We start from the raw sequence: 20,351 nt of genomic DNA, 5'->3' as shown, positions 1-20,351 counted from the left end.
AAATTTTTTTGTCCTTAATGGTTCTTCTATGGAATCCTTACGAAATAATAGGAGTCAAGGAAAATACCAACAATTAACAAAGCAAGGGCAATTATAATTAAAATGAAAGCCAATTCGGTGTACTGCTTAAAATCATCCTTTTCAAAATCGGTTTTTTCCAGCTTATTTATATTTGCAAAGACCTGAGACAAGGCATTTGAATCCTTTGCCCGGTAATACTGGCCATTTGTAGTTTCTGCTATTTTCTTCAGTAGGTCTTCGTTCAAAAGGCCGCTCTCATACTCCTGGTACACTGTTTGGCCAAATTCATTTGTTCCGGGTATAATTGTTTTATCTGAACCTACACCAATTGTATAAATTTTGATACCGGAATCTTTTGCTAATGTACTCGCTGTATTCGGATCAATTGATCCGGCATTGTTGTCTCCATCAGTAAGAAGAATCATAATCTTAGATGGAGAAGTGCTCTTTTTTAGTCTGTTCAGTCCTACGGAGATTGCCATACCTATAGCGGTACCTTCCTCATTGACAGATTTAAAAGAGATATCCTGAAGAGACTCTCTTACTACATTGTGATCAAGTGTTAATGGAACTCTTGTATATGCAGTACCGGCAAAGGCAATTAGCGCAATCCTGTCAGAAGGTCTTTGGTCTACAAAATCCTGTATGGTTTTGCGGGCTACTTCCAGACGGTTTGGTTCAAAATCTACCGATTGCATAGTACCAGATACGTCTAGAGCTACTGCTATGTCAATTCCCTGCTTTGAAATTGGAGAATTTTTTTCGGGCAGCTGTGGTCTTGCCATTGCAATAACCATCAATATAAGGCTTAAAACAACCAAATACCTTCCGATTTTGTGCCTGATCTTGTTTTTATAACCATAGCTCTTTAGAAGTTTAACGCTTGAGAACTTCAGAGCTGACTTTTTTCTGCTTACAAAAAACAAATATATAATTAAAGGTATAAAGATAAGAAAATACCAATTTGCCAATCTCATCGTATTTCTCCTTCTTTTGTCTCTTCGATCCTTCCAACCAATTCCTGCAGGTTACCCATAAGCTCAAGTTTTTTTGCCATTGGTACAGCAGTGCCGGAAAACTTGTAGTAATCACTTTCCTGAAGCCATGATTTAATTTCCGGTATTTTTTCATTCAAACCAGGCATACGGCTTATTTCATTAATAATTTCAGTTGATGTTTTGCCCTTTATGTGAAATGAATAGGTGGCTTCGATGTATTCTTTAAAGCAAACAGTCAACTTAACTAAATAATCATCCTGATCTATTGATAAATCACTTATCGAATTAATAAAACGTTGATGGGGTTTTAATGAGGAATCCTTCCTCTTCTTCAAAAATAACCAAATATTAAGCCCGCCCGTCAACAAAAAGATACCAATCAGGGCAAAGAGTATATATTTCCATTGCAAATAGAATCCTGTTCCTTGTGGGTTTAAGTTTCCTTCGTATACTTCCTTTCTTTCTATCTCAGAGAGAGTAGATTTAATTACTATTTTGATTTCCTTATCACCTATTTGTACAGTTTTCTCACCAGTTTCAAAACTTCGAAGGGTGAGCAGATAGCCATTGGTGATATCAGAAACATTTACTATCTCAAAATCCTTGAACTTATCTGTTATTTCATCTAAAGTTAAATTCTGTGATTCAATTTTTAATTGAATTAAATCACCTACATAAATACTTCGTTCTTCGGCCGAAATACAAACAGATGAAAAAACAAAAAACAGAGATAGAATTAATAGAAGAAGTGAAATTTTACTTTTTTTCATCGCTGACCCCTTCTTCTGAAAAATTGTTTTAATGGCTTTACATAATCTTCATCGGTGTAAATATTGATTAGGTTGCGTTTAAATAGATTTGTACCGGTATCAAGCTTTTGTTCATTTTTAATATTATCAAGTATAATTGTTTCACCGGTTTCAAGATCTTCAAAAGTAAAAATAGCCCCACCTGGGATAAATTCCTCAGCTCGGTCCACAACACGCACCAAAACGAGATCATGCCTTCCGGCAGTAATCTTTAAATCCTTTTTATATCCATCATCCAGAAAGTCTGATATAACAAAAACAACACTGCGTTTCTTCTCAATACGGTTAAAATATTGCAATGCTTTGGCAAGGTCAGTCCCCGAAAGCTCGGGCTGGAAATTCAAGATGTTTTCTATTATAGATAAAATATGCTTTCTGCCGTTTACAGAAGGAATAAATTTCTCAACCTTATCAGTAAAGAATATAACGCCGACCTTGTCATTGTTTTTGCTTGCTGAAAAGGCCAAAGTTGCGCTAACTTCAGCAATTAAATCCTTCTTGGTGCCAAAGCTGTTTGAACGGGACATGTCTATTAAAAGGAACATGTTTAATTCCCTTTCTTCACAGAATCGTTTGACAAATGCTTTATTATGGCGGGCTGTAACATTCCAGTCAATACTTCTGACATCGTCACCGGGGTAATATTGGCGGATATCCTCAAATTCCACTCCCTTACCCCTAAACCCTGAACGATATTCACCCGAAAAAATCTCGTTAACCAATTTATTCGATTTTATTTCAATCTGTCTTATCTTTTTGATAAGTTCCTTCGAAAGCATATCTGGACTCCTTCCATCCGGCTATAGAATAACTGAAATATTACTTGGTAAAGTTATATTTTCAGCATCCTAAAAAGGAAAACAGCTCCTGTAAAAAGTAAGCATGGGTTATTCCTAAATGTCTAATTAAGGTAAATTAACTTGTTCGAGTATGTCTGCAATTATTTTTTCTGAAGTTATATCCTCGGCTTCAGCTTCGTAGGATAGTATAATTCTGTGCCTTAATACATCGTAAGCCATAGCTTTAATATCATCGGGTACTACATAGTCACGGCCTTTTAGGAAGGCCCTGCCTTTTGCTGCTTTAATAAGGTTTATTGAAGCACGAGGAGAAGCACCGCAGGAGATGTATGCAGACTCTTCCCTGGTTTTTAAAACAATATCGAGAACATAATTTTTTATATTCTCATCAATATATATGGTGTCGATTATTTTCCTAAGTCTAAAAATATCCTCGCGGGATAAGACCTTTTTGACATCAGTTTCAGATGCTTGCTCCGTAGTGCAGGAGTCAATGATATTTCTTTCTTCGTCCCTGCCAGGATAGTTTATTTTCAATTTCAACATAAAGCGGTCTTGCTGTGCTTCAGGAAGAGGATAAGTTCCCTGCTGCTCAAGTGGATTTTGGGTTGCAATGACTAAAAAAGGCTTGTCCAATTGATAAGTTTTTTCACCAATAGTTACCTGTTTTTCCTGCATTGCTTCGAGTAAGGCAGATTGCACCTTCGCAGGAGCACGATTTATTTCATCTGCAAGAATTAAATTGCTGAATATAGGGCCTTGCTTAATTATAAACTCGCCGTTTTTTTGATTATATATCTCAGTACCGAGAATATCTGCCGGCAGCAAGTCTGGAGTAAATTGTATTCTTTTGAAATCAACGCCTACAACTTGAGCTATAGTATTGGCAGTTAGTGATTTGGCGAGGCCTGGAACACCTTCCAACAAAATATGCCCTCCAGTTAAAAGGCCGATCAGGATTCTGTCAATCATATACTCCTGGCCAATAATTACCTTGTGTATTTCCTTTTTTAGAGAAACAATTATTTTCGCTTCTTCAAGGAAGTTTGCTTTTTCCATATGTTAATCCTCCATGGTAATGTGCTGTTTGATAATAGCTTTTTCTTGATAATTAGTTAAGATTTTAATTGATAAGTTTTAAGTATTTGTGAATAATTTGTGAACAATAGATAGGGTTTTACTATAGTTTTAATTTGATTGAGTCGTTAATTATATAGTCTATTATTAACAAGCCTTTCCATAAGACAAACTGTTTTAAAACCGGAGTTGGGCATGGATAGATTTTGAGACATTTTTCTCATGTTTGCCAGCCGATAAGGATTATCAATTATATTATTTATAAGGGTAGGAATATCGTCTTCCTTCACTAATCTTTCAGCTACACCATTGCTTGTTAGAAAATGGGAGTTGCGTTCTTCCTGCCCAGGTATAGGAGATATTATGAAGATAGGAAGCTCTTTTACAAGGGCTTCGGTTATGGTCATACCTCCGGGCTTGGTTATCAATAAATCTGAAACATCCATCAAATTACAGATTTCGTTGGTATAACCTATCAGCATAACTTTCTTATTATCTTTTTTTAGATGTATTTTTAATTGCTGATTAAGCTTTTTGTTTTTACCAGTTACAATTATCACCTGTATATCCTTTTTGATATTAAGGAAAGAAAGATATACTTTTTTAATGTCACCAAACCCAAGGCTTCCTCCCATAATCAAAATAGTTAATTTGTCTTCCAGACCATAGTTTCTTAAAAGTTTCTCTTTTGATTTTTTTTGTAGAAATACTTTTGAAACGGGAATTCCAAAAGAGTATATTCGGTGTTCAGGTATTCCGCTGGTTATCATATCGTGTTTTATATTATCGTGTGCAACTACATATGCTTCAATATTGTCATGGAACCAGAAAGGATGATTTACATAATCGGTTAAAATTCCTATACAGGGGATAGTGATTTTTCCTTCCTTTTTCAAGCAGGAAACAATTTGTAGGGAAAACGGATGTGTGCAGACAATGATTGAAGGTTTAAACTCCTCAATTAGTTTCATAAGTTTGTATGAAAACAGCTTACTGAGGGCATGGCTCAGTTTATTCATATTATCCATTTGCTCGGACATTCTATAGAGAGCACCATAAGCATAAGGTATACTTCTGACAATGTTCAGATACCCGTCAACGAATACTTTATGAACTAGCGGATTTATGTATTTAAATGTATCAATTACCAGAGATCTTGAATCCGGATACATTTCATCGACGTATTCCTTCAAAGCCTCTGCAGCTCTTAAATGACCAGCGCCCATTGAAATTGACAAATATAAAACGTCCATTACCAAACCTCAGTTATTATTAGTTACCAGTTAGTATTTGGAAGTCGGATAAAACTTATACATTAAAACTATCTAATTTTACATTTTGTTAGCTATACACAACGAATATTTTTTTATAAAAACACAGAAAATAAAAAGTAATTAAAAGTAAAATTTGGCGGTATATACGCAGTAAGACAGTGTATGGTTCAAATTTATTGCATTTAATTCTTGAAAGGAGGAAGTTATTTTGAAAACTATAAAAGTGCTAGTAATACTTGTAATAGTTTTTTCCCTAGCCATATCTCTAGTATTTGACGGACAGGTATTTATTACTCCTATAGCGGAGAAGCTGGCACCGGGTATGGAAAACGACGATGTAATGAAGGTTCAGCAGAGGCTTAAAAACTGGGGATACTATGATGGAAGTATTAGTGGAAATTATGACTTAAATACATTCCTTGCAGTAAGGGATTTCCAGATGACTTATAAGTTACCTGCAAATGGAATAGCAGAAGAGAAAACGTTGGAGTCAATGGGGCTTACAACATTTGCGCAATCCGGAGCTGCAATGGCCCAAGCCAGCAGGGTGAGTGATGAACAGCTTTTAGCAAGAGCAATAAACGGAGAGGCAAGAGGCGAGATATATGAAGGGCAGGTTGCTGTGGGAGCAGTTATTTTAAACAGGACACGGGATTCAAGATTCCCTAAAACTATAGCTGGTGTCATTTATCAGCCGGGAGCTTTTACTGCTGTTTCAGATGGACAGATAAGTGTTGCATTAGATCCCAATTCCACGGTTGTGAAAGCTGCCAGAGATGCATTGAGCGGATGGGACCCAAGCAACGGATGTCTGTATTACTGGAATCCTGCAACCGCAACCAGCAAATGGATATGGTCAAGAAAAATACTTAAGAAAATAGGAAAACATAATTTCGGAATATAGGAGGTGCAGTACTGTTGAGTATAAGAGAAAAGTTGTTGGATTTTAAGAGACGTTTATCAGACAGAAAGATGTATAGTATAGTAGTTGTAGTTATTGCGGCAGTGGCAATATGGGGAATTTATCAGTATAAACATGCTGCTAATTTGAGGCAGGAGTTGGATAATCAGTATAACCGTGCTTTTTATGATATGACAGGATATGTAAATAATGTTGAGGTATTGCTTATAAAATCACTAATAACCTCTACACCGAATAAGACTGCATCAACAATGCAAGAAGCTTGGAGGCAGGCAAATTTGGCGCAGACAAACCTTGGCCAGTTGCCTGTATCACAGCAGGTTCTTGCCAATACATCCAAATTTCTGACTCAGGTTGGCGACCTTGCGTATTCGATTAACAATCAGAATATGGATGGCAAGAAGCTTACCGATGAACAGTACAAGCTTATTGAAAACCTACATGGATATTCAGTTTCACTGGAACAGAGTTTGAATGACCTTCAAAACCAGCTGACTTCAGGTAGAATTAAGTGGGGTGAACTTGCCAATAAGGGGACTAAATTATTTCAAAAAACCTCTTCCCAAATGCCATCTCAGCAATTTGAAAATGTTGATAAGACTTTTCAGGACTACCCTACTCTTATATATGACGGTCCCTTTTCAGATCATATGACATCAGCTGAACCAAAAGGGCTTACAGGCAACGATATAAATTCTGAGCAGGCAAAGCAAAGTGTAATAAACTTTTTTGGGAAGGATAAGGTTGCAGCTGTAAATGATATAGGAAGAGATGATAAAAGCAAGATCAAGACTTACAGTTATAACGTTACTTTTAAGAATCTTCCAAAGGAACAGAATGCTAATATTGATGTAGCTCAGAAGGGCGGACATGTTTTATGGATGCTTTATAACAGGTCTGTTCCAGCAGAAAAAATAAATATGGATCAGGCAAAGCAATTTGGAAAGAAATTTCTTGAAGAACACGGATATAAGAATATGGTTGATACCTATTACTTAAAGGAAGATAATACAGCAGTGATAAATTATGCCTATAGCCAGAATAATGTGACCATATATCCTGATTTGATTAAAGTAAAGGTAGCGCTGGATAATGGAGAAGTGATAGGCTTTGAAAGTAAGGGATATATTTCTTCCCACAGTGAAAGAAATATTCCGGCTCCTAAAATAACTATGGAACAAGCACGTGCATTAATAACTTCCAAGATGCAAATTTCAAGTACTGGGCTTGCAATGATACCTACCGATTATAAAACAGAGATATTTACTTATGAGTTTAAGGGGAAATTAAATGATAGGGATTTTCTTGTATATATTAATGCTGAAAACGGTAAAGAAGAAAAGATTTTGATGATTATAAATACCCCTAACGGAGTACTCACAATGTAGTTTTTTTCTAAAAATACTTCAACTATCTTAAAAAATCTATTATAATTTATTACGAGGGGCTTTATGCCCCCGTTTCATTTTACAGCAATATATTTTGAACCATAGGGGGATAAAAAATGGAAGAATACAACGCGCTTGACATGAATAACAACGAGTTTGTAGAGAGGAAGGAAGATAGCTTTAAAAAGCCATCAGTGTTGCAAGTCGGTGTTCTTTTTTCATTAGTTGTAGTTATATTTTTATATCTTGGAACAAGAGTTCAAAAATGGAATGTAAACTACGGTGTTTTAATAACTGAATTTGGTTTGATACTTGTTCCTCCTATAGCATATTTGTTGATTTTTAAATATGATGTAAAAAAAGTATTGAGGTTAAACAAGCCAGGAATTTTAAATTTGTTTTTAATTTTTTGGATAATAGTTTTTTCTTTGCCTGTCATTGGAGCTTTAAACTTTTTGAACTACTGGGTTATCAAATTAATATTCGGGAAATATGAAGTGTTCCAGGCACCTATTTCAACTGAATCTTGGGGGCTTTTAATAGGAATCTTTGTTATAGGGGTTTCTGCCGGAATATGCGAAGAAGTTCTTTTCAGGGGCGTTATTCAAAGAGGCCTCGAAAAATTTGGTGCAGTGAAATCGATATTTATTACGGCGTTTCTGTTTGGATTGATGCATATGGACTTTCAGAGATTTTTAGGTACTTTTATTTTGGGTGCTTTGATGGGATTTTTGGTCTATAAGAGCAATTCAATATTTTGCAGCATGTTTGCGCACTTTACAAATAACTCTATTGCAGTATGCTTAACATATGTCTCACTTAAAGCTAATGAGTTTATGAAGAAAAGTGGCATAAAAGGGGTAGAAAATGTGCAAAACGGGGATATTTTTGCGTCTTTTAGTGAGATGAGTCAAATAGAGCTTATAGCTGTAATAATTGTTTACGTTATGATATTTGCATTTTCTATTGCATGGCTTTATTTCTTGATACGGCTCTTTATAAGGAATAATAACAAAAGAGAAATTGTGCCGGAAAGAGAAGAAAAGCGTACTACGTTTTTGCATTTTGCTGCATTTATCCCTGGATTGCTTGTAATTGGATTTATATATGTTATGGATATACTAAGAATGGGTGGTTTAATTGAACAACCGGTTATCGATAGGATTTTACGGGCTGTTGGGTTATAATAAGCTCTATTATGGAGTTGGCCCGTTTTTCTTGAGCATGCGGATATCCTCTCCTGCAAATTTAAACAGGTCAAAACTTCCTATTATCCTTGAAGCTACTCTTTCATCATAGTATTCATTAAGCTTGCCGACGCCCATATTTGTAGCAATTATAGTTTTGCATGGGCGTTCAAGGTTTTTGTCCTGCCTTGAATTGAGTATGTTTAAAAGTTCTGCATACCTTGCTGCAGAGGGAGATTCAGTTCCAAGGTCGTCAATAATCAGAACCTCGACTTCAAATATGTTATCATAGCTTGAATCTTCATAATCGGTTTCCTTAAAGTTTTTCAGCTTGTACTCATTGATAATGGTAAATAGTGAAGGTGCAGTTTGATATAGCACTGTTCTGCCTCTGTTTAAAAGTTCGGCAGCTAAACAATTTATCATAAAGGTTTTACCAACACCTGTAGGACCGCTGAAGAACAAGTTTTTATTGTCTGGCGAGTCAATGTTATCTACAAAGTTTGCAACCCGTTCCTTTATCTTAGAAATATTATTTCTTGGGGATATTCTGATGCCATACCTCACTTCATCAACAACATCCGGATAGTAGCTTACGTCAAACTTTGTAAAGTTTTCATACAGAGCAAGTTTCAAGTTTGACTGGTTGTACAAATTATCTATATATTTCTGCTTATAGCAGGCGCATTTTTCTGTTTTGCCCAGGCTACTAATATAGCCGGTATCTTTACATGAAATGCAGTGATATTTTGGATCAAGATAGTCAGAAGGATATGAAAATTCATTAAGCAGCAATGCTTTTTCATTCTTAAGGTTGTCCAGTTTATCACGTAGTTCATTAACCAAAGAATCTGCTACACCAGCATCCTGAAGGATCATCTTGGTATATTTAATACCGGTAAACTGAATCGCATTATCAATTTCTTCGATCCTCGGTATCTTTGAATATATCTCTTCTTTTCTTAATATTAGTTCATCGTATATGTCCTTTTGCCTTTTATCATATTCATTCTGAATTAAAACGTTTATATTCTTATACATAAAACCTCCAAAAACCCTTTACATTATGCATTTTCGTACAGGCTATCAAGATAACCTTCTTCGTACTTTCTTTGCTCAAAGTTACCCTGTTGAGGTGCACCTGGCACTGGATGGGTTGTTACACTGGTTTTTGCAGCATTTTTCTTTCTATTTGCATCATATAGCATTATTTCTTCCTTGGATTTTAAGCCATTGGTAAACCAATCAGTTATAATACTGTTTATGTAATTGAAATTTGGGCTTGATTTGGCTGTTGTTTTCTTAAGTGCAAGCTCAATTATTTCGAAATTGTACTTATAGTCCATAACCCACTTTTCTACATACGCATCTTCGTATTCTGTGAGGTTTCTTCCAAGCTTCAATTTTTTAATTATTGCTCCGCGGACATCTTTGAATTTCTTTTGCTCAATAGAATAGTTATCCAGATCAAAGGAATTACGAATATTCCTGATCTTCCAGTTCTCGGCAACCTTTTCTATGTATGCCTTAACAAGCCCTTTATGGTCAAAACAATACTGGAATAAGGAAAACATTACATCTTCATCGAATTTATACCTGTCAAACCAGGCATCGATATCTGTGTACCACGAAGGCGACATTACACCCTGGAAAAATGTATTATTTATAGTATATATAATTTCATTGCGCTTCTTATTTTTATCAAAGTTGTTGACAGCTTCCTCAGGGGAAGAAGTAGATTTAAGCCTGTACATCTTTTTTATTTCTTTTTCCTTTAAATCGTGGAGAACAATGCCATCTAGCTTCCATGTGAGTACTCCTAAGTTTTCAAGGTTTGATATACATTCCTTTACTTTATCTATATCCATCCCCAAACTTTTGGCAAACTCCTCTACTGAGGCATTTTTACCGTGTTTACTTAGAAAAAGGCAATATACATAAACCTTTAAACTTTCTGCACTCATCATAGGCATATACTCGGTGATGAAAATATCAGGAATTAAAGTATCGGAATAAAGGATCGATTTATAGGATTCAAATAACATAGTTACGCTCCCTCTAATGTGTTTTGGGAAAATATTCTTGCATAAAACCGTTATCATTATATCATATAACTTTGACAAATTGCAGGAAGAATAAACCTCGTTTATCGCATTCTTGGGATATATTCTAATTATTAAACAAATTATTTCACTGTTTCTATATGGTTAAGAAATAATTTGCAAATTACAGATATATCTCAATATTTATGGATAGTTGTGCTAATAAAAGAAAATAATGTGGTTGATTTTTTTCTAAAGATGTATTATTATATTATATGTTCGCTTTATGGATGCGCTCATAGCTCAATTGGATAGAGTGTCTGACTACGGATCAGAAGGTTATGGGTTCGACTCCTATTGGGCGCGCCAGATGAAAATAGAGAGTATATGCTTTGTAGCATATACTCTCTATTTTTATGCCATGGTTTATATAGTCAGGGTGTTAAATTATTTATAACAACAGGCTAATCTACATTATTCTCAAATACTGTTTACGTAATCAAATAGGTTTAAGCTCAATTCTCCAAATTTTTATACAGTAAACGAAGATATAATTTGAGTCAATGCCAAATTATGTGGGCACACTCTATTGAGGTATACATAATATATATTAGAAATATATTGTGTATTATATTAAGGAGATGGATTATTTTATGTCAGATCAAGATGGAATTAGAACTGCCCCAACGGATCAATCTGGAACTACACTTACTGCATCAGTTACTGCCTCAGCCGAATACACCCGAACCTTTAAGTGGACAATTGATAAAACTGTAAATCCGGAAAAATGGGATCTATTCCGCGGGGACCAAGGTGTTTCATTATATTCAATCACTGTATCTAAGGATGAAGGTACGGACTTAGCGGTAATAACAGGTCAGGTATGTGTAACTAATGGTGGAGCTGTAGCAACTGAAAATCTATCAATTTTGCTGAACCTTGCATATAACCCAGACGGAGGATTTGAAAACGTGCCGCTGTCAGACACTGCTCGTGTTGTTGATTTATCTGGAATGCCTATCATCCAATCTGGTGCAAGTTATTGCTATGATTATTCAATAACAATACCTACCGAACCCGTTGATTATGTTGTTCCTGGTGCAACCTATAAGGTAACAGCGGATATAACAATTACCAACCATTCAGGACATCTTGGAACTCCTTTCGGACCAAGCCCATCAGCTGATACAATTCTTCCTGGCACGCCTACGTCTATTCATGGCAGTATAGAGGTAACAGATACTAATGGGGTGCTTTTTACAGGGATTACCCATACAGAAACCCTTACTTATGAAAAAACTTTCAGTTGTGATTCGGACAAAGGGACCCTTACAAATACTGCTACAATAATTTATGAAGATGACAAAACAATCGGTCCTTCAGATTCTGCTACAGTAACTGTAAACTGTAATATTCTTAACGTAAGTAAAACTGCCACTACTTCATATACAAGGACTTATAACTGGTCTATTGATAAGAAAGTGTCTGAAGATGATATCAACTTTGCAGATACAACCATTATTACCCTTCCGATTGGAGGTATACACAATGCTTATTACAGGGTAAGCGTTATTCCGATGCCTGTAGATGGCAACTTTATGGCATCAGGAACAATCACTGTAACGAACAATGCACCTATATCTGCAACTATTCTAGGTATTACAGATGAGATTTCAGGGGTTGGACCCGTTACGGTAACCTGTCAAACAATTGGAAGTTTCCCATTCGTTTTAGCTGGTGGAGAGACACATATCTGTGGATATATGACAACTCCAGGACAGATTCTTGACAAAACTACCAGAATAAATACCGTAACAGTAACAATCCTGAACTACAGATTTTCATATACCGGAAACACGCCTGAGGCTATAGGAGAAACATCCTTTAGTGCCCAAGCTAATGTTATATTCAGTGATCCTACTGAGATAATTGATGAGAGCGTTTCTATAAGCGATGATTTGTATGGAACTGTAGGTGAAGCTAATGTACTTGATCCAACAACCCAGACTTTAAATTATAAAAGGGAAATTGGGCCTTATTCAAACTGTGGAAACAGGACAGTTGTAAATACTGCTACTTTCACTACAGCAGATACAGGAGCTACCGGAAGCGATACGGCTACTGTATATGTAAAAGTGCCATGTGCCGGTTGTACCTTTACAATCGGCTACTGGAAGACTCATGCAGGATTTACCGGCAATAACCCCGATTTAGTAAGTAAGCATCTTCCTATATGGCTTGGAACACCAAATGGAGCAAAATCTATTCAAGTTACAACTCCAGAACAGGCTGTCGCAATATTAAGCTTCTCAGGGGATGCCTCTAATGGTATTAACAAACTATATGCTCAACTCTTAGGCGCTAAATTGAATATAGATAATGGAGCAGATCCTACAGCTGTTGTGTAATTATTTCTGCAGCCGATTCCTTCCTTGCAACACATAATGCGGCAGATTGGAGTAGTTTGAGCAGAGCACAGAGGAATCAGGTTAACAGTTGGGCGGCTACACTTGATAACTATAACAATGGACTTATAGGCCCGGGACATTGCTCAGAAAGCGGAACATCAGTAGAACCAGAACTGCCGGAGGTTGATGAGCAAGTGACTTGTGACAATGGTGGAATAAATATTAACATTTCGGACTCCAGTTATGTTAAGATTTTTATTAACGAAAATAAGGAATATGACAGCTAGAAAAGCAAATGATTTAGGGGGGCGGGTTTGATATCGCCCCCTAAGACTTTGCAACACCATTTTAAATGGAGTTATTAGGAAATATGCAGTACATAGAGCTATTTTACAGTATGTTTTAGTACAGTAATTTCTCCATCTAGGGAGTTTGCTATGGTCAATGTTTGTAGATTTCTATTCAGATAAATATATCCCGACTTCATTTCAGGCATTGCTTCGTTTTTCCAACTGTTGCCTCCGTCCGCAGTTCTTAAAGCTTTTAGTTGTCCGTCTTTATTGTAAAATATCGCCAGGCCATTATTTTCGTCGGCAAATCGTATAACAGCAACCTGGGCAGCTGCAAGTCCGTTTATTTTTTCAGTATCTTTGAGGTTTAGTGATTTTTGAGTCCAGTTAATGCCACTGTCATTTGTTATATATAGGTTTCCTGAAGTGTCCAGTATGTATCCTATAGACTCTGTACTTAAGTTTATTGAGGCGATTTTCTTGCATGACTCCGGCAGTTTGAGAGTGGTCCAGGTATTGCCGCCGTCTGAAGTAGAACCTAGTTTACTGGTAGATGCTACCCAACCGGATTTATGATTTACAAAAGAAGTAAAAATATAGGGATCCTGATCTAGCGGATCATATTCCGGAAGCTTAGTCCAACTTGCACCGGCATCATTGGAATATCTTATAGTCCCCTGATCTCCGCAGCAGTATACGCTTTTATCGTCCACGAAGTCGAGACCTATAACATGATGCGCTTCATTTGCAGCTTTTGACCAAGTTTTGCCGCCATCTTTTGTGTAATGAATTGCACCATGATGTCCCATCAATATTCCTGTAGAATCATCTTCAAAACCTGCCAGTGTAAAAGTTGATTCATCAAAAGTTGATTTGAATGCAATTTCCCAGGGCGATTCCGTTTCTGAACTTATGGTTGAGGAATCGCTCGGGACAGGATTGGCAATTTTGTCGGTTGGTTTAGTTGGAGCTTCATTAACACTACAACCGGTTAAAAGTAAAGTGTAAATTATAATTACGGAAAAAAGTGCTTTAATTAAAGGCATATTAATTCCCCCTGTTAAAAAGTATTATTTGAATATAGTTTAGCAGGAAGATGTTTTTATTTTAATAGCTTAATAGCATAATTACTCTGCATTTTTGCATAATTCAGTTATCCCTTCAACAACCAGCAATATTCCTGTCTGTACTCTGTAGGCGAACACCCATACGCTTTACGGAATGCACGTCCGAAATTTGTATTGTCATTAAAACCGACACGATCCACAATTTCAGATACTGGTACTGTAGTATCTTTTAATATTAAAGCGGCTATACGAAGACGTAAGTTTATCAGATAAGTCAGTACTGACATACCGGTAGCTGCCTCAAAGCGCTCTCTGAGGGTATTTCTATTGATGTGAAAGCTTTTGGTGAGCTCTTCTATTGTAATCTTTTTCTGGTAGTTTGTGTGCAAATAAAGAATTACAGAGTCAATATCATTTGGGTGATCAGGCAGTACGGGCTCTTTAGTTATTTCAGGATTGAAATAAATTCTTTCTACAATAAATAAAAGCTCTAAAAAGTATGATCTGCCCCTACATGGCCAGAATTCATCCTTTTGTCTTGTTAATTCATTATTTATCAAATCAAAAAGCTGAAGCATTCTCTTTAAGGTAAGCGGGCCTATATTTAAATATCCAGCATACTCGGAAGTCCTTGTATAATATGGTTGGAGGCAAGTGCAGTCGTTTACTTCAGTTGGGGATAAAGCGTTGTTATTATTACGTATTGTACTGAAGTTAAAATTGCTGTTCACGGCACATGGATGAAAATATAGAGATTTAGCTTTAATGTTTGAGCCTTGCTCAAGGCAGAGGGATTCTGTTTCACTAACACAAAGAAGTGAAGGCGCATTAAGAAGAAACCTTTTATTATTGAGTTTTGCGATACCTGAGCCTTCTTCGATTATAATCAAACGGAATAGATTGCAAGCATTACAGTCCTGATCAAATTTATATTCTGAGTCACAAAATAATGATATAACCATACCGGGATATATTTCTCTTCCAATAGTTACATATTCCATCTAAATATCTCCTGAAAGTAGACTTAAATTTAATAAACAAAATGCTGATAATATAATAACACATTGTTTTCCATAACGTAAATATTTATAATCTGTAACCGAACTTACTAATGTTTAGTGAGGTAAATATGGAAATCTAAGAATAAATTGTATTATTGCATATGGTGATAACAGCAAATATTTTTTTGAAAATACAAATCAACCCCTAATTTCAATTACTATATTTCGTATTACTATTATAATTATATTGTGGATAAACGGAGGAAATGTAAATGAAAAAGATAGGTTTAATTTTTTTATCAACTTTTATGTTTGTTTCTTTAAGCTCTATGAGTGTACATGCAGAAAATAGTCCCACACCAACTGCTACACCCACTATAGCAGTGACAGCAACACCAAAAGTAACAATAGTGCCAACGGTAACTCCGTCGGTGGTGGTAACATCAACACCAACGGCAACTATAAAAGTAACACCAACAACAACTATAACATCAACACCGACAACAACTGTAAAGGCAACAGCAACTTCTAAAGTTGATTCGAAGGATGATAAAGCAGGTATAACACCTGACAGTCCAATATATGGGTTGGAGCGGATGATTGAGAGTGTACAGGTGAACCTGACATTTTCAGATGAAGGAAAAGCAGAACTGCTCTTGAGCTTCGCAAACGAAAGACTTGCTGAGGCTCAGATAATGACAGAAAAGAAAAACTACAAACTGATGGAAAAAGTAATGAAAGCATACATAAAAACAGTAGATCAGGCAAACAAAAAAGCTGAAGCTGCAACAGAAAAGGATAAGGATCTAGAGTATGTTTTTAATGGTATTGAGATTACCAAACAAACAGCAGATAAAATAATTATTAAGGTTTCAGGAGTTATTCCTAAAGAATCTGAAGCAAGTCTGAAGGAAGCAGTTGAGAAAATTGCAAAAAGATCAATAGTTGAAAGTACTTTTGCTACTGCAAAATCAAATTTAAAAGAGGCTGACAAGGAACAAAAGGTTGCAGAACGAGAACTGAAGGCAGCGCAGAAATCAGGGGATAAAACTGCTGTTGCAGCAGCGGAAGAAAAGTTGAAGGCTGCTGTTGAAAATAAGAAGGAAATGGAAGAAATAAAAGACGAGTTAAAAGAGTATAAGAAAGAAATAATGGATGAGCTTAATATGGGAAAATGTAAAGATAAGGACAAAAAAGACAAATTGCCAAAAATAGATGAAAAAATTGTAATGATGCAGCAGTGTAATAAAAAGCATGGAAATAAGCATGAAAAAATTATGGGAAATATAGAAGCTGCAGAAAAAATAGAAGCAGAAAATAAACAGGCAACAGAGGCTAATGCGGAACAAGCTGCTGTAAAGCCAGTTGAAAAGAAGATAGAAAAGTGTGAGAAGATTGAAGGACAGTGCGAAAATCCAGATAAAAAATGTGAAAGGAAAATTGAAAAAGAACAGGAAAAAACAGAAGTAAACGCTGACAAGGCTATAGAAGATAACGGAAGAAAAGATGAAAACGGCTTCAGGGGAAAAGGCATGCAAAGGAACGGCAAAAATCATTAGTAGATTGTAATACTTAACCGATATTGGGCTTTATGAGTTGAGATGAACTCATAAAGCCTATTTTTAATGCCTAAGAAAGTGCATTTCTTTCTGGCATCAAAAAAGTCTACTGAAAGGCTGTTTGCTGCAGAGGAATACCCTAGCTATAAATCGGCGAAGCTGACTTTTTTATTTGGCTGAGTTCATACAAAATTTACAATTGGTGCATGTTTACTTTGCTTGAGTTTAAAAGATGTATGGAGTATAATAAAAAGAAAATGCGAAATGAGGTCAAAAATGAATAATTCAGATATATATAATAAACCAACGCATATGACTAGTATAGGCGGACAAGCGCTTATTGAAGGCTTGATGATGATGGGACCCAACAATATAGCTATTGCAGTAAGAAAGCCTGATGGGGAAATAATTGTAGAAAAGAGGCCTTTGCCAAAGAGAAGTAAATTTTCCAAACTGCCTTTGGTAAGAGGTGTTGTTGGCCTTGTTAAACAAATGGTTGTTGGTATAAAGGCTTTAATGTTTTCAGCGGAGTTTGTTGATCTTGAGGTTGAAGAGGAAGAAGGTAAAGAACCTTCAAAGGTTGACCAATTTTTTGATAAGTTTTTAGGTAAAGTGTTTGGTGATAAACTACAGGATGCTTTAATATACATTTCGGTTGTCATATCCTTGGTATTCAGCGTAGGGCTTTTTATCCTTCTGCCAAACTTTATTGCAGGTTTTTTCCACTTTAATAAAGATACCAATACCGGAGTCATATTTTACAATCTTGTTGAGGGCGTAGTTAAAATAGTTTTGTTTTTTGCGTATATTGTATTGATATCAAAGCTTAATGATATAAAAAGGGTTTGGCAGTATCATGGTGCGGAGCACAAAACCATTCACTGCTATGAGCATGGAGAAAAGCTTACTGTTGAGAATGTTCAAAAGTACTCAACCAAGCATCCGCGTTGTGGTACCTCATTCCTGTTCACTGTTATGGTTGTTAGTATTCTGGTGTTTTCATTTGCAGGATGGTATAATGAAGCATGGAAAAACATGATAATAAGGTTGTTACTGTTGCCGGTGGTTGCAGGTATTTCCTATGAAATTATAAAATTTGCAGGAAAAAGCGAATCCAAAGTTGTACAGTTGCTAAATGTTCCTGGTATGATGTTTCAAAAGTATACAACCAAAGAGCCTGATGACAGTATGGTAGAAGTAGCTATTGAAGCTATGAATAATGTTTTGGATACTACCAATGAAGGTGAAGATAAATGGTAATGTTTTGGAAAGGAAGAAGAAAGTGATTTTAAAGCAAGCTTTTACAGAAGGCAGTAAGATGCTAAAGTTATCAAATATAGAGGCCCCGGTAGTTACAGCCGGGGCAATATTATGCCATGTTTTAGGCTGCGATAAGGCCTATCTTTATTCCCACGATGACTATATATTGAATAACTCCCAGTTTAATAGTTTTTTAGAGGCAATAAAAAGGAGAATTAATGGTGAGCCGCTTCAATATATAACAGGCTCTCAAGAGTTTATGTCTTTGGATTTTATAGTATCGCCGGATGTATTGATACCCAGACAGGATACTGAAATCTTGGTCGAATCGGTAATTCAATTTGCCAGTGGAAAAGGGAATATTGATATATTAGATGTTGGAACCGGTTCAGGCTGCATTGCAATAAGTTTGGCTTACTTTATTAAAAACAGCAGAGTTACAGCTGTAGATATTTCTAAAGGGGCACTTGAGATGGCGCGAAAAAATGCTCAGAAATGTGGCGTGGAGGATAGAATAACGTTTATAGAGAGCAATTTGTTTGATAATGTTACATCAGGTGATTTTGATATAATTGTTTCAAATCCTCCCTATATACCGGTACAAGATATTGAGACTCTTGAAAAGCAGGTTAAGGATTTTGAGCCTAGATCTGCTTTAGATGGAGGTTGCGATGGCCTTGATTTTTATAGGAGAATCACAAAAGATTCAATCCGTTATTTAAAGCCAAATGGACTTCTTGCATTTGAGGTAGGATATGACCAGTCTCAAGAAGTCTTGAAAATAATGAAAGACAGCTTTGACAATCTTAAAATAGAAAGAGATCTTGCCGGGATTGAGCGTGTAGTTATGGGGATTCGTTCCAAATAGTTACAACACCGGATGAATGCAGGCTCTTTAGGAAAATCATTATTATAGGGCCTATGAACAGGCCGGTTACCCCGAATATCATAAGGCCCAGATACATTGAAATTAGAGTTACAAGCGGGTGAAGGCCTGTTTGGTTGGAAACAATCTTGGGCTCGATAATTTGCCTTACTATAACAGCAAAGAGATAAACGCTTGATAGACCCAGACCCATCCTGATATTACCGGTTATGAAGTTCCAGATTATCCAAGGTATCATGACGATGCCTGAGCCGAGTAGTGGAATACCGTCGGCTAATGCAGTGATTAACCCCATTAGAACTGCATATTCGGTATTTATTATTATAAAGCCAAGGGTGGACACAACAAATGTGACAGTCATAATTATCATTTGCGCTCTAAAGTAACCGAATATTGAGGATACAGTGCCGTTCTTCACAGTATAGAAGTTTTTCTGAGATCTGTTTGGTATTTGCCTGTATATAAAGTTTCTTATATTTTTCCTGTCACTGCTTATAAAATACGATGAAAGCAGGGTGACTGTGGTAAAAACTCCAAGCTTGGGCAGTGATGTTATACTATTAATTATTGATGTGGCAATAGAGGTTATTAGCCCTTCAATTTTTGGTAGAAAAACAAGGAGGTTTTCCCGAAAGCTGCTTTGTACTTGATATGGAAGGTTGTTGTAAAAGGAGTTTATCCTTGAATAGTAACCCGATAAAATATATGAGCTGCTGTCTATATAGGCAGGAAGATTTCGCTGGAGTTTGATGAGCTCACCGTACGTTTTAAACAATACCAACACTGCAATAGCAGCAATAACACATACACTTAAGATCAAAGAGCTTATGGAAGCGGCTTTTCTGTCCATTTTTGCTTTTGATTCAAGAAAACGGACAACCGGCTCATTAATACTGGATATTATAACGGCAAGGATAAAGGGGGCGAGAAATGCTATTACATACTTTATACCAACATATGCTCCAAAAAGTAAACCTGCAACAATTAAAATACTTGCCAATTGATTCCCATATCGTTTAAAAATAGTTAGCATATTTGACCTATACCTCCCCTCTTTGTATTAAATATATGATGAATCTTTAGTATAAAAGACAAAATCAACAAATAAAAATGAATTGTATGCTGTAACATGTAACGTAATTTTTCAAAGCATGAGGCTTAGGATATTAAACGCGTTTTTATATAAAAAAATTAGAAGTTTACAGTGTTGGAAATGTACTTTAGACTAAGTGCTTAGATGAATTATTCAATTGACTTGCAATGAAATAATAAATATAATTATAAGCTAGAGGAAGGATATTCCAATACAGAATAATCAGGAATTGCCTTGCTTAAAAAATGTTAATTAAACGGCAAAATTAT

General features: G+C 36.0%; 18 protein-coding genes and 1 tRNA gene. 9 read left to right on the top strand and 10 right to left on the bottom strand.

Features of this window, described 5'->3' with window-relative positions:
* Window positions 1–26: 26 nt before the first annotated feature.
* The 5 genes from ACECE_RS0208305 to ACECE_RS0208285 form a co-directional block, all read right to left on the bottom strand.
* Window positions 27–998: a vWA domain-containing protein gene (locus tag ACECE_RS0208305; protein WP_010246552.1), complete on the bottom strand. Its 972-nt coding sequence runs from the start codon at window positions 996–998 to the stop codon at window positions 27–29.
* Entirely contained in the window at window positions 995–1,789 is a 795-nt protein-coding gene (locus ACECE_RS0208300; protein ID WP_010246550.1) for a hypothetical protein, read from the bottom strand. The genes ACECE_RS0208305 and ACECE_RS0208300 overlap by 4 nt, the downstream gene beginning before the upstream one ends.
* Window positions 1,786–2,607: a DUF58 domain-containing protein gene (locus ACECE_RS0208295; RefSeq protein ID WP_010246548.1), complete on the bottom strand. Its 822-nt coding sequence runs from the start codon at window positions 2,605–2,607 to the stop codon at window positions 1,786–1,788. The genes ACECE_RS0208300 and ACECE_RS0208295 overlap by 4 nt, the downstream gene beginning before the upstream one ends.
* A gap of 126 nt (window positions 2,608–2,733) precedes the next feature.
* The gene (locus tag ACECE_RS0208290) at window positions 2,734–3,687 is read right to left on the bottom strand and encodes an AAA family ATPase (RefSeq protein WP_010246546.1); all 954 of its coding nucleotides are present in this window, start codon (window positions 3,685–3,687) and stop codon (window positions 2,734–2,736) included.
* Window positions 3,688–3,833: 146 nt separating this feature from the next.
* Complete coding sequence (locus ACECE_RS0208285) at window positions 3,834–4,958, bottom strand: MGDG synthase family glycosyltransferase (RefSeq protein ID WP_010246544.1); 1,125 nt, start codon at window positions 4,956–4,958, stop codon at window positions 3,834–3,836.
* A gap of 229 nt (window positions 4,959–5,187) precedes the next feature.
* Between ACECE_RS0208285 and sleB the strand changes: the two genes are divergently transcribed.
* The 3 genes from sleB (at window position 5,188) to ACECE_RS0208270 (ending at window position 8,476) form a co-directional block, all read left to right on the top strand.
* The gene (gene sleB / locus ACECE_RS0208280) at window positions 5,188–5,883 is read left to right on the top strand and encodes a spore cortex-lytic enzyme (RefSeq protein WP_010246542.1); all 696 of its coding nucleotides are present in this window, start codon (window positions 5,188–5,190) and stop codon (window positions 5,881–5,883) included.
* Between the two features lie 14 nt (window positions 5,884–5,897).
* Entirely contained in the window at window positions 5,898–7,289 is a 1,392-nt protein-coding gene (gene ypeB / locus ACECE_RS0208275) for a germination protein YpeB (RefSeq protein WP_010246540.1), read from the top strand.
* A gap of 116 nt (window positions 7,290–7,405) precedes the next feature.
* Window positions 7,406–8,476, top strand: a complete 1,071-nt coding sequence (locus ACECE_RS0208270; protein ID WP_010246538.1) for a type II CAAX endopeptidase family protein — start codon at window positions 7,406–7,408, stop codon at window positions 8,474–8,476.
* A gap of 9 nt (window positions 8,477–8,485) precedes the next feature.
* On the opposite strand, the gene ACECE_RS0208265 is transcribed toward ACECE_RS0208270, so the two are convergent.
* Both ACECE_RS0208265 and ACECE_RS0208260 read right to left on the bottom strand, forming a co-directional pair.
* The gene (locus ACECE_RS0208265) at window positions 8,486–9,517 is read right to left on the bottom strand and encodes an ATP-binding protein (RefSeq protein ID WP_010246536.1); all 1,032 of its coding nucleotides are present in this window, start codon (window positions 9,515–9,517) and stop codon (window positions 8,486–8,488) included.
* 23 nt (window positions 9,518–9,540) lie between these two features.
* The gene (locus ACECE_RS0208260) at window positions 9,541–10,521 is read right to left on the bottom strand and encodes a DnaD domain protein (RefSeq protein ID WP_010246534.1); all 981 of its coding nucleotides are present in this window, start codon (window positions 10,519–10,521) and stop codon (window positions 9,541–9,543) included.
* Between the two features lie 289 nt (window positions 10,522–10,810).
* Here ACECE_RS0208260 and ACECE_RS0208255 point away from each other — a divergent pair.
* The 3 genes from ACECE_RS0208255 to ACECE_RS0208245 all read left to right on the top strand — a co-directional run bounded on the left by ACECE_RS0208255 (window position 10,811) and on the right by ACECE_RS0208245 (window position 13,213).
* Window positions 10,811–10,887: transfer RNA gene (locus ACECE_RS0208255), tRNA-Arg, on the top strand.
* Window positions 10,888–11,171: 284 nt separating this feature from the next.
* Window positions 11,172–12,926, top strand: coding sequence for a hypothetical protein (locus ACECE_RS26975; RefSeq protein ID WP_010246532.1), 1,755 nt, complete (start codon window positions 11,172–11,174; stop codon window positions 12,924–12,926).
* A gap of 56 nt (window positions 12,927–12,982) precedes the next feature.
* Window positions 12,983–13,213: a hypothetical protein gene (locus tag ACECE_RS0208245; protein WP_010246530.1), complete on the top strand. Its 231-nt coding sequence runs from the start codon at window positions 12,983–12,985 to the stop codon at window positions 13,211–13,213.
* Between the two features lie 98 nt (window positions 13,214–13,311).
* Here the strand turns inward: ACECE_RS0208245 and ACECE_RS0208240 are convergent, their stop codons facing one another.
* Window positions 13,312–14,262 (bottom strand): WD40/YVTN/BNR-like repeat-containing protein, encoded by a 951-nt coding sequence (locus tag ACECE_RS0208240; protein ID WP_010246529.1) that lies wholly within the window; start codon window positions 14,260–14,262, stop codon window positions 13,312–13,314.
* Between the two features lie 107 nt (window positions 14,263–14,369).
* Window positions 14,370–15,284 (bottom strand): helix-turn-helix domain-containing protein, encoded by a 915-nt coding sequence (locus ACECE_RS0208235; RefSeq protein WP_010246527.1) that lies wholly within the window; start codon window positions 15,282–15,284, stop codon window positions 14,370–14,372.
* 272 nt (window positions 15,285–15,556) lie between these two features.
* Here ACECE_RS0208235 and ACECE_RS0208230 point away from each other — a divergent pair, with 272 nt between their 5' ends.
* The 3 genes from ACECE_RS0208230 (at window position 15,557) to prmC (ending at window position 18,971) form a co-directional block, all read left to right on the top strand.
* A complete protein-coding gene (locus tag ACECE_RS0208230) occupies window positions 15,557–16,843 on the top strand; it encodes a DUF5667 domain-containing protein (RefSeq protein WP_010246525.1) in 1,287 nt (428 codons plus the stop codon).
* A 276-nt stretch (window positions 16,844–17,119) separates the two neighbouring features.
* Window positions 17,120–18,103 (top strand): DUF1385 domain-containing protein, encoded by a 984-nt coding sequence (locus ACECE_RS0208225; RefSeq protein WP_010246523.1) that lies wholly within the window; start codon window positions 17,120–17,122, stop codon window positions 18,101–18,103.
* A complete protein-coding gene (prmC, locus tag ACECE_RS0208220; RefSeq protein ID WP_010246521.1) occupies window positions 18,081–18,971 on the top strand; it encodes a peptide chain release factor N(5)-glutamine methyltransferase in 891 nt (296 codons plus the stop codon). Before ACECE_RS0208225 ends, prmC begins: the two co-directional genes overlap by 23 nt.
* Here the strand turns inward: prmC and ytvI are convergent.
* The gene (gene ytvI, locus ACECE_RS0208215) at window positions 18,949–20,022 is read right to left on the bottom strand and encodes a sporulation integral membrane protein YtvI (RefSeq protein WP_010246519.1); all 1,074 of its coding nucleotides are present in this window, start codon (window positions 20,020–20,022) and stop codon (window positions 18,949–18,951) included. The genes prmC and ytvI overlap by 23 nt on opposite strands.
* Between the last annotated feature and the right edge of the window lie 329 nt (window positions 20,023–20,351).

This window comes from Acetivibrio cellulolyticus CD2 (assembly GCF_000179595.2).
Lineage (GTDB): Bacteria > Bacillota > Clostridia > Acetivibrionales > Acetivibrionaceae > Acetivibrio > Acetivibrio cellulolyticus.
Note: the sequence above shows the minus strand (reverse complement) of the source record. Positions and strands in the feature narration are given on the sequence as shown.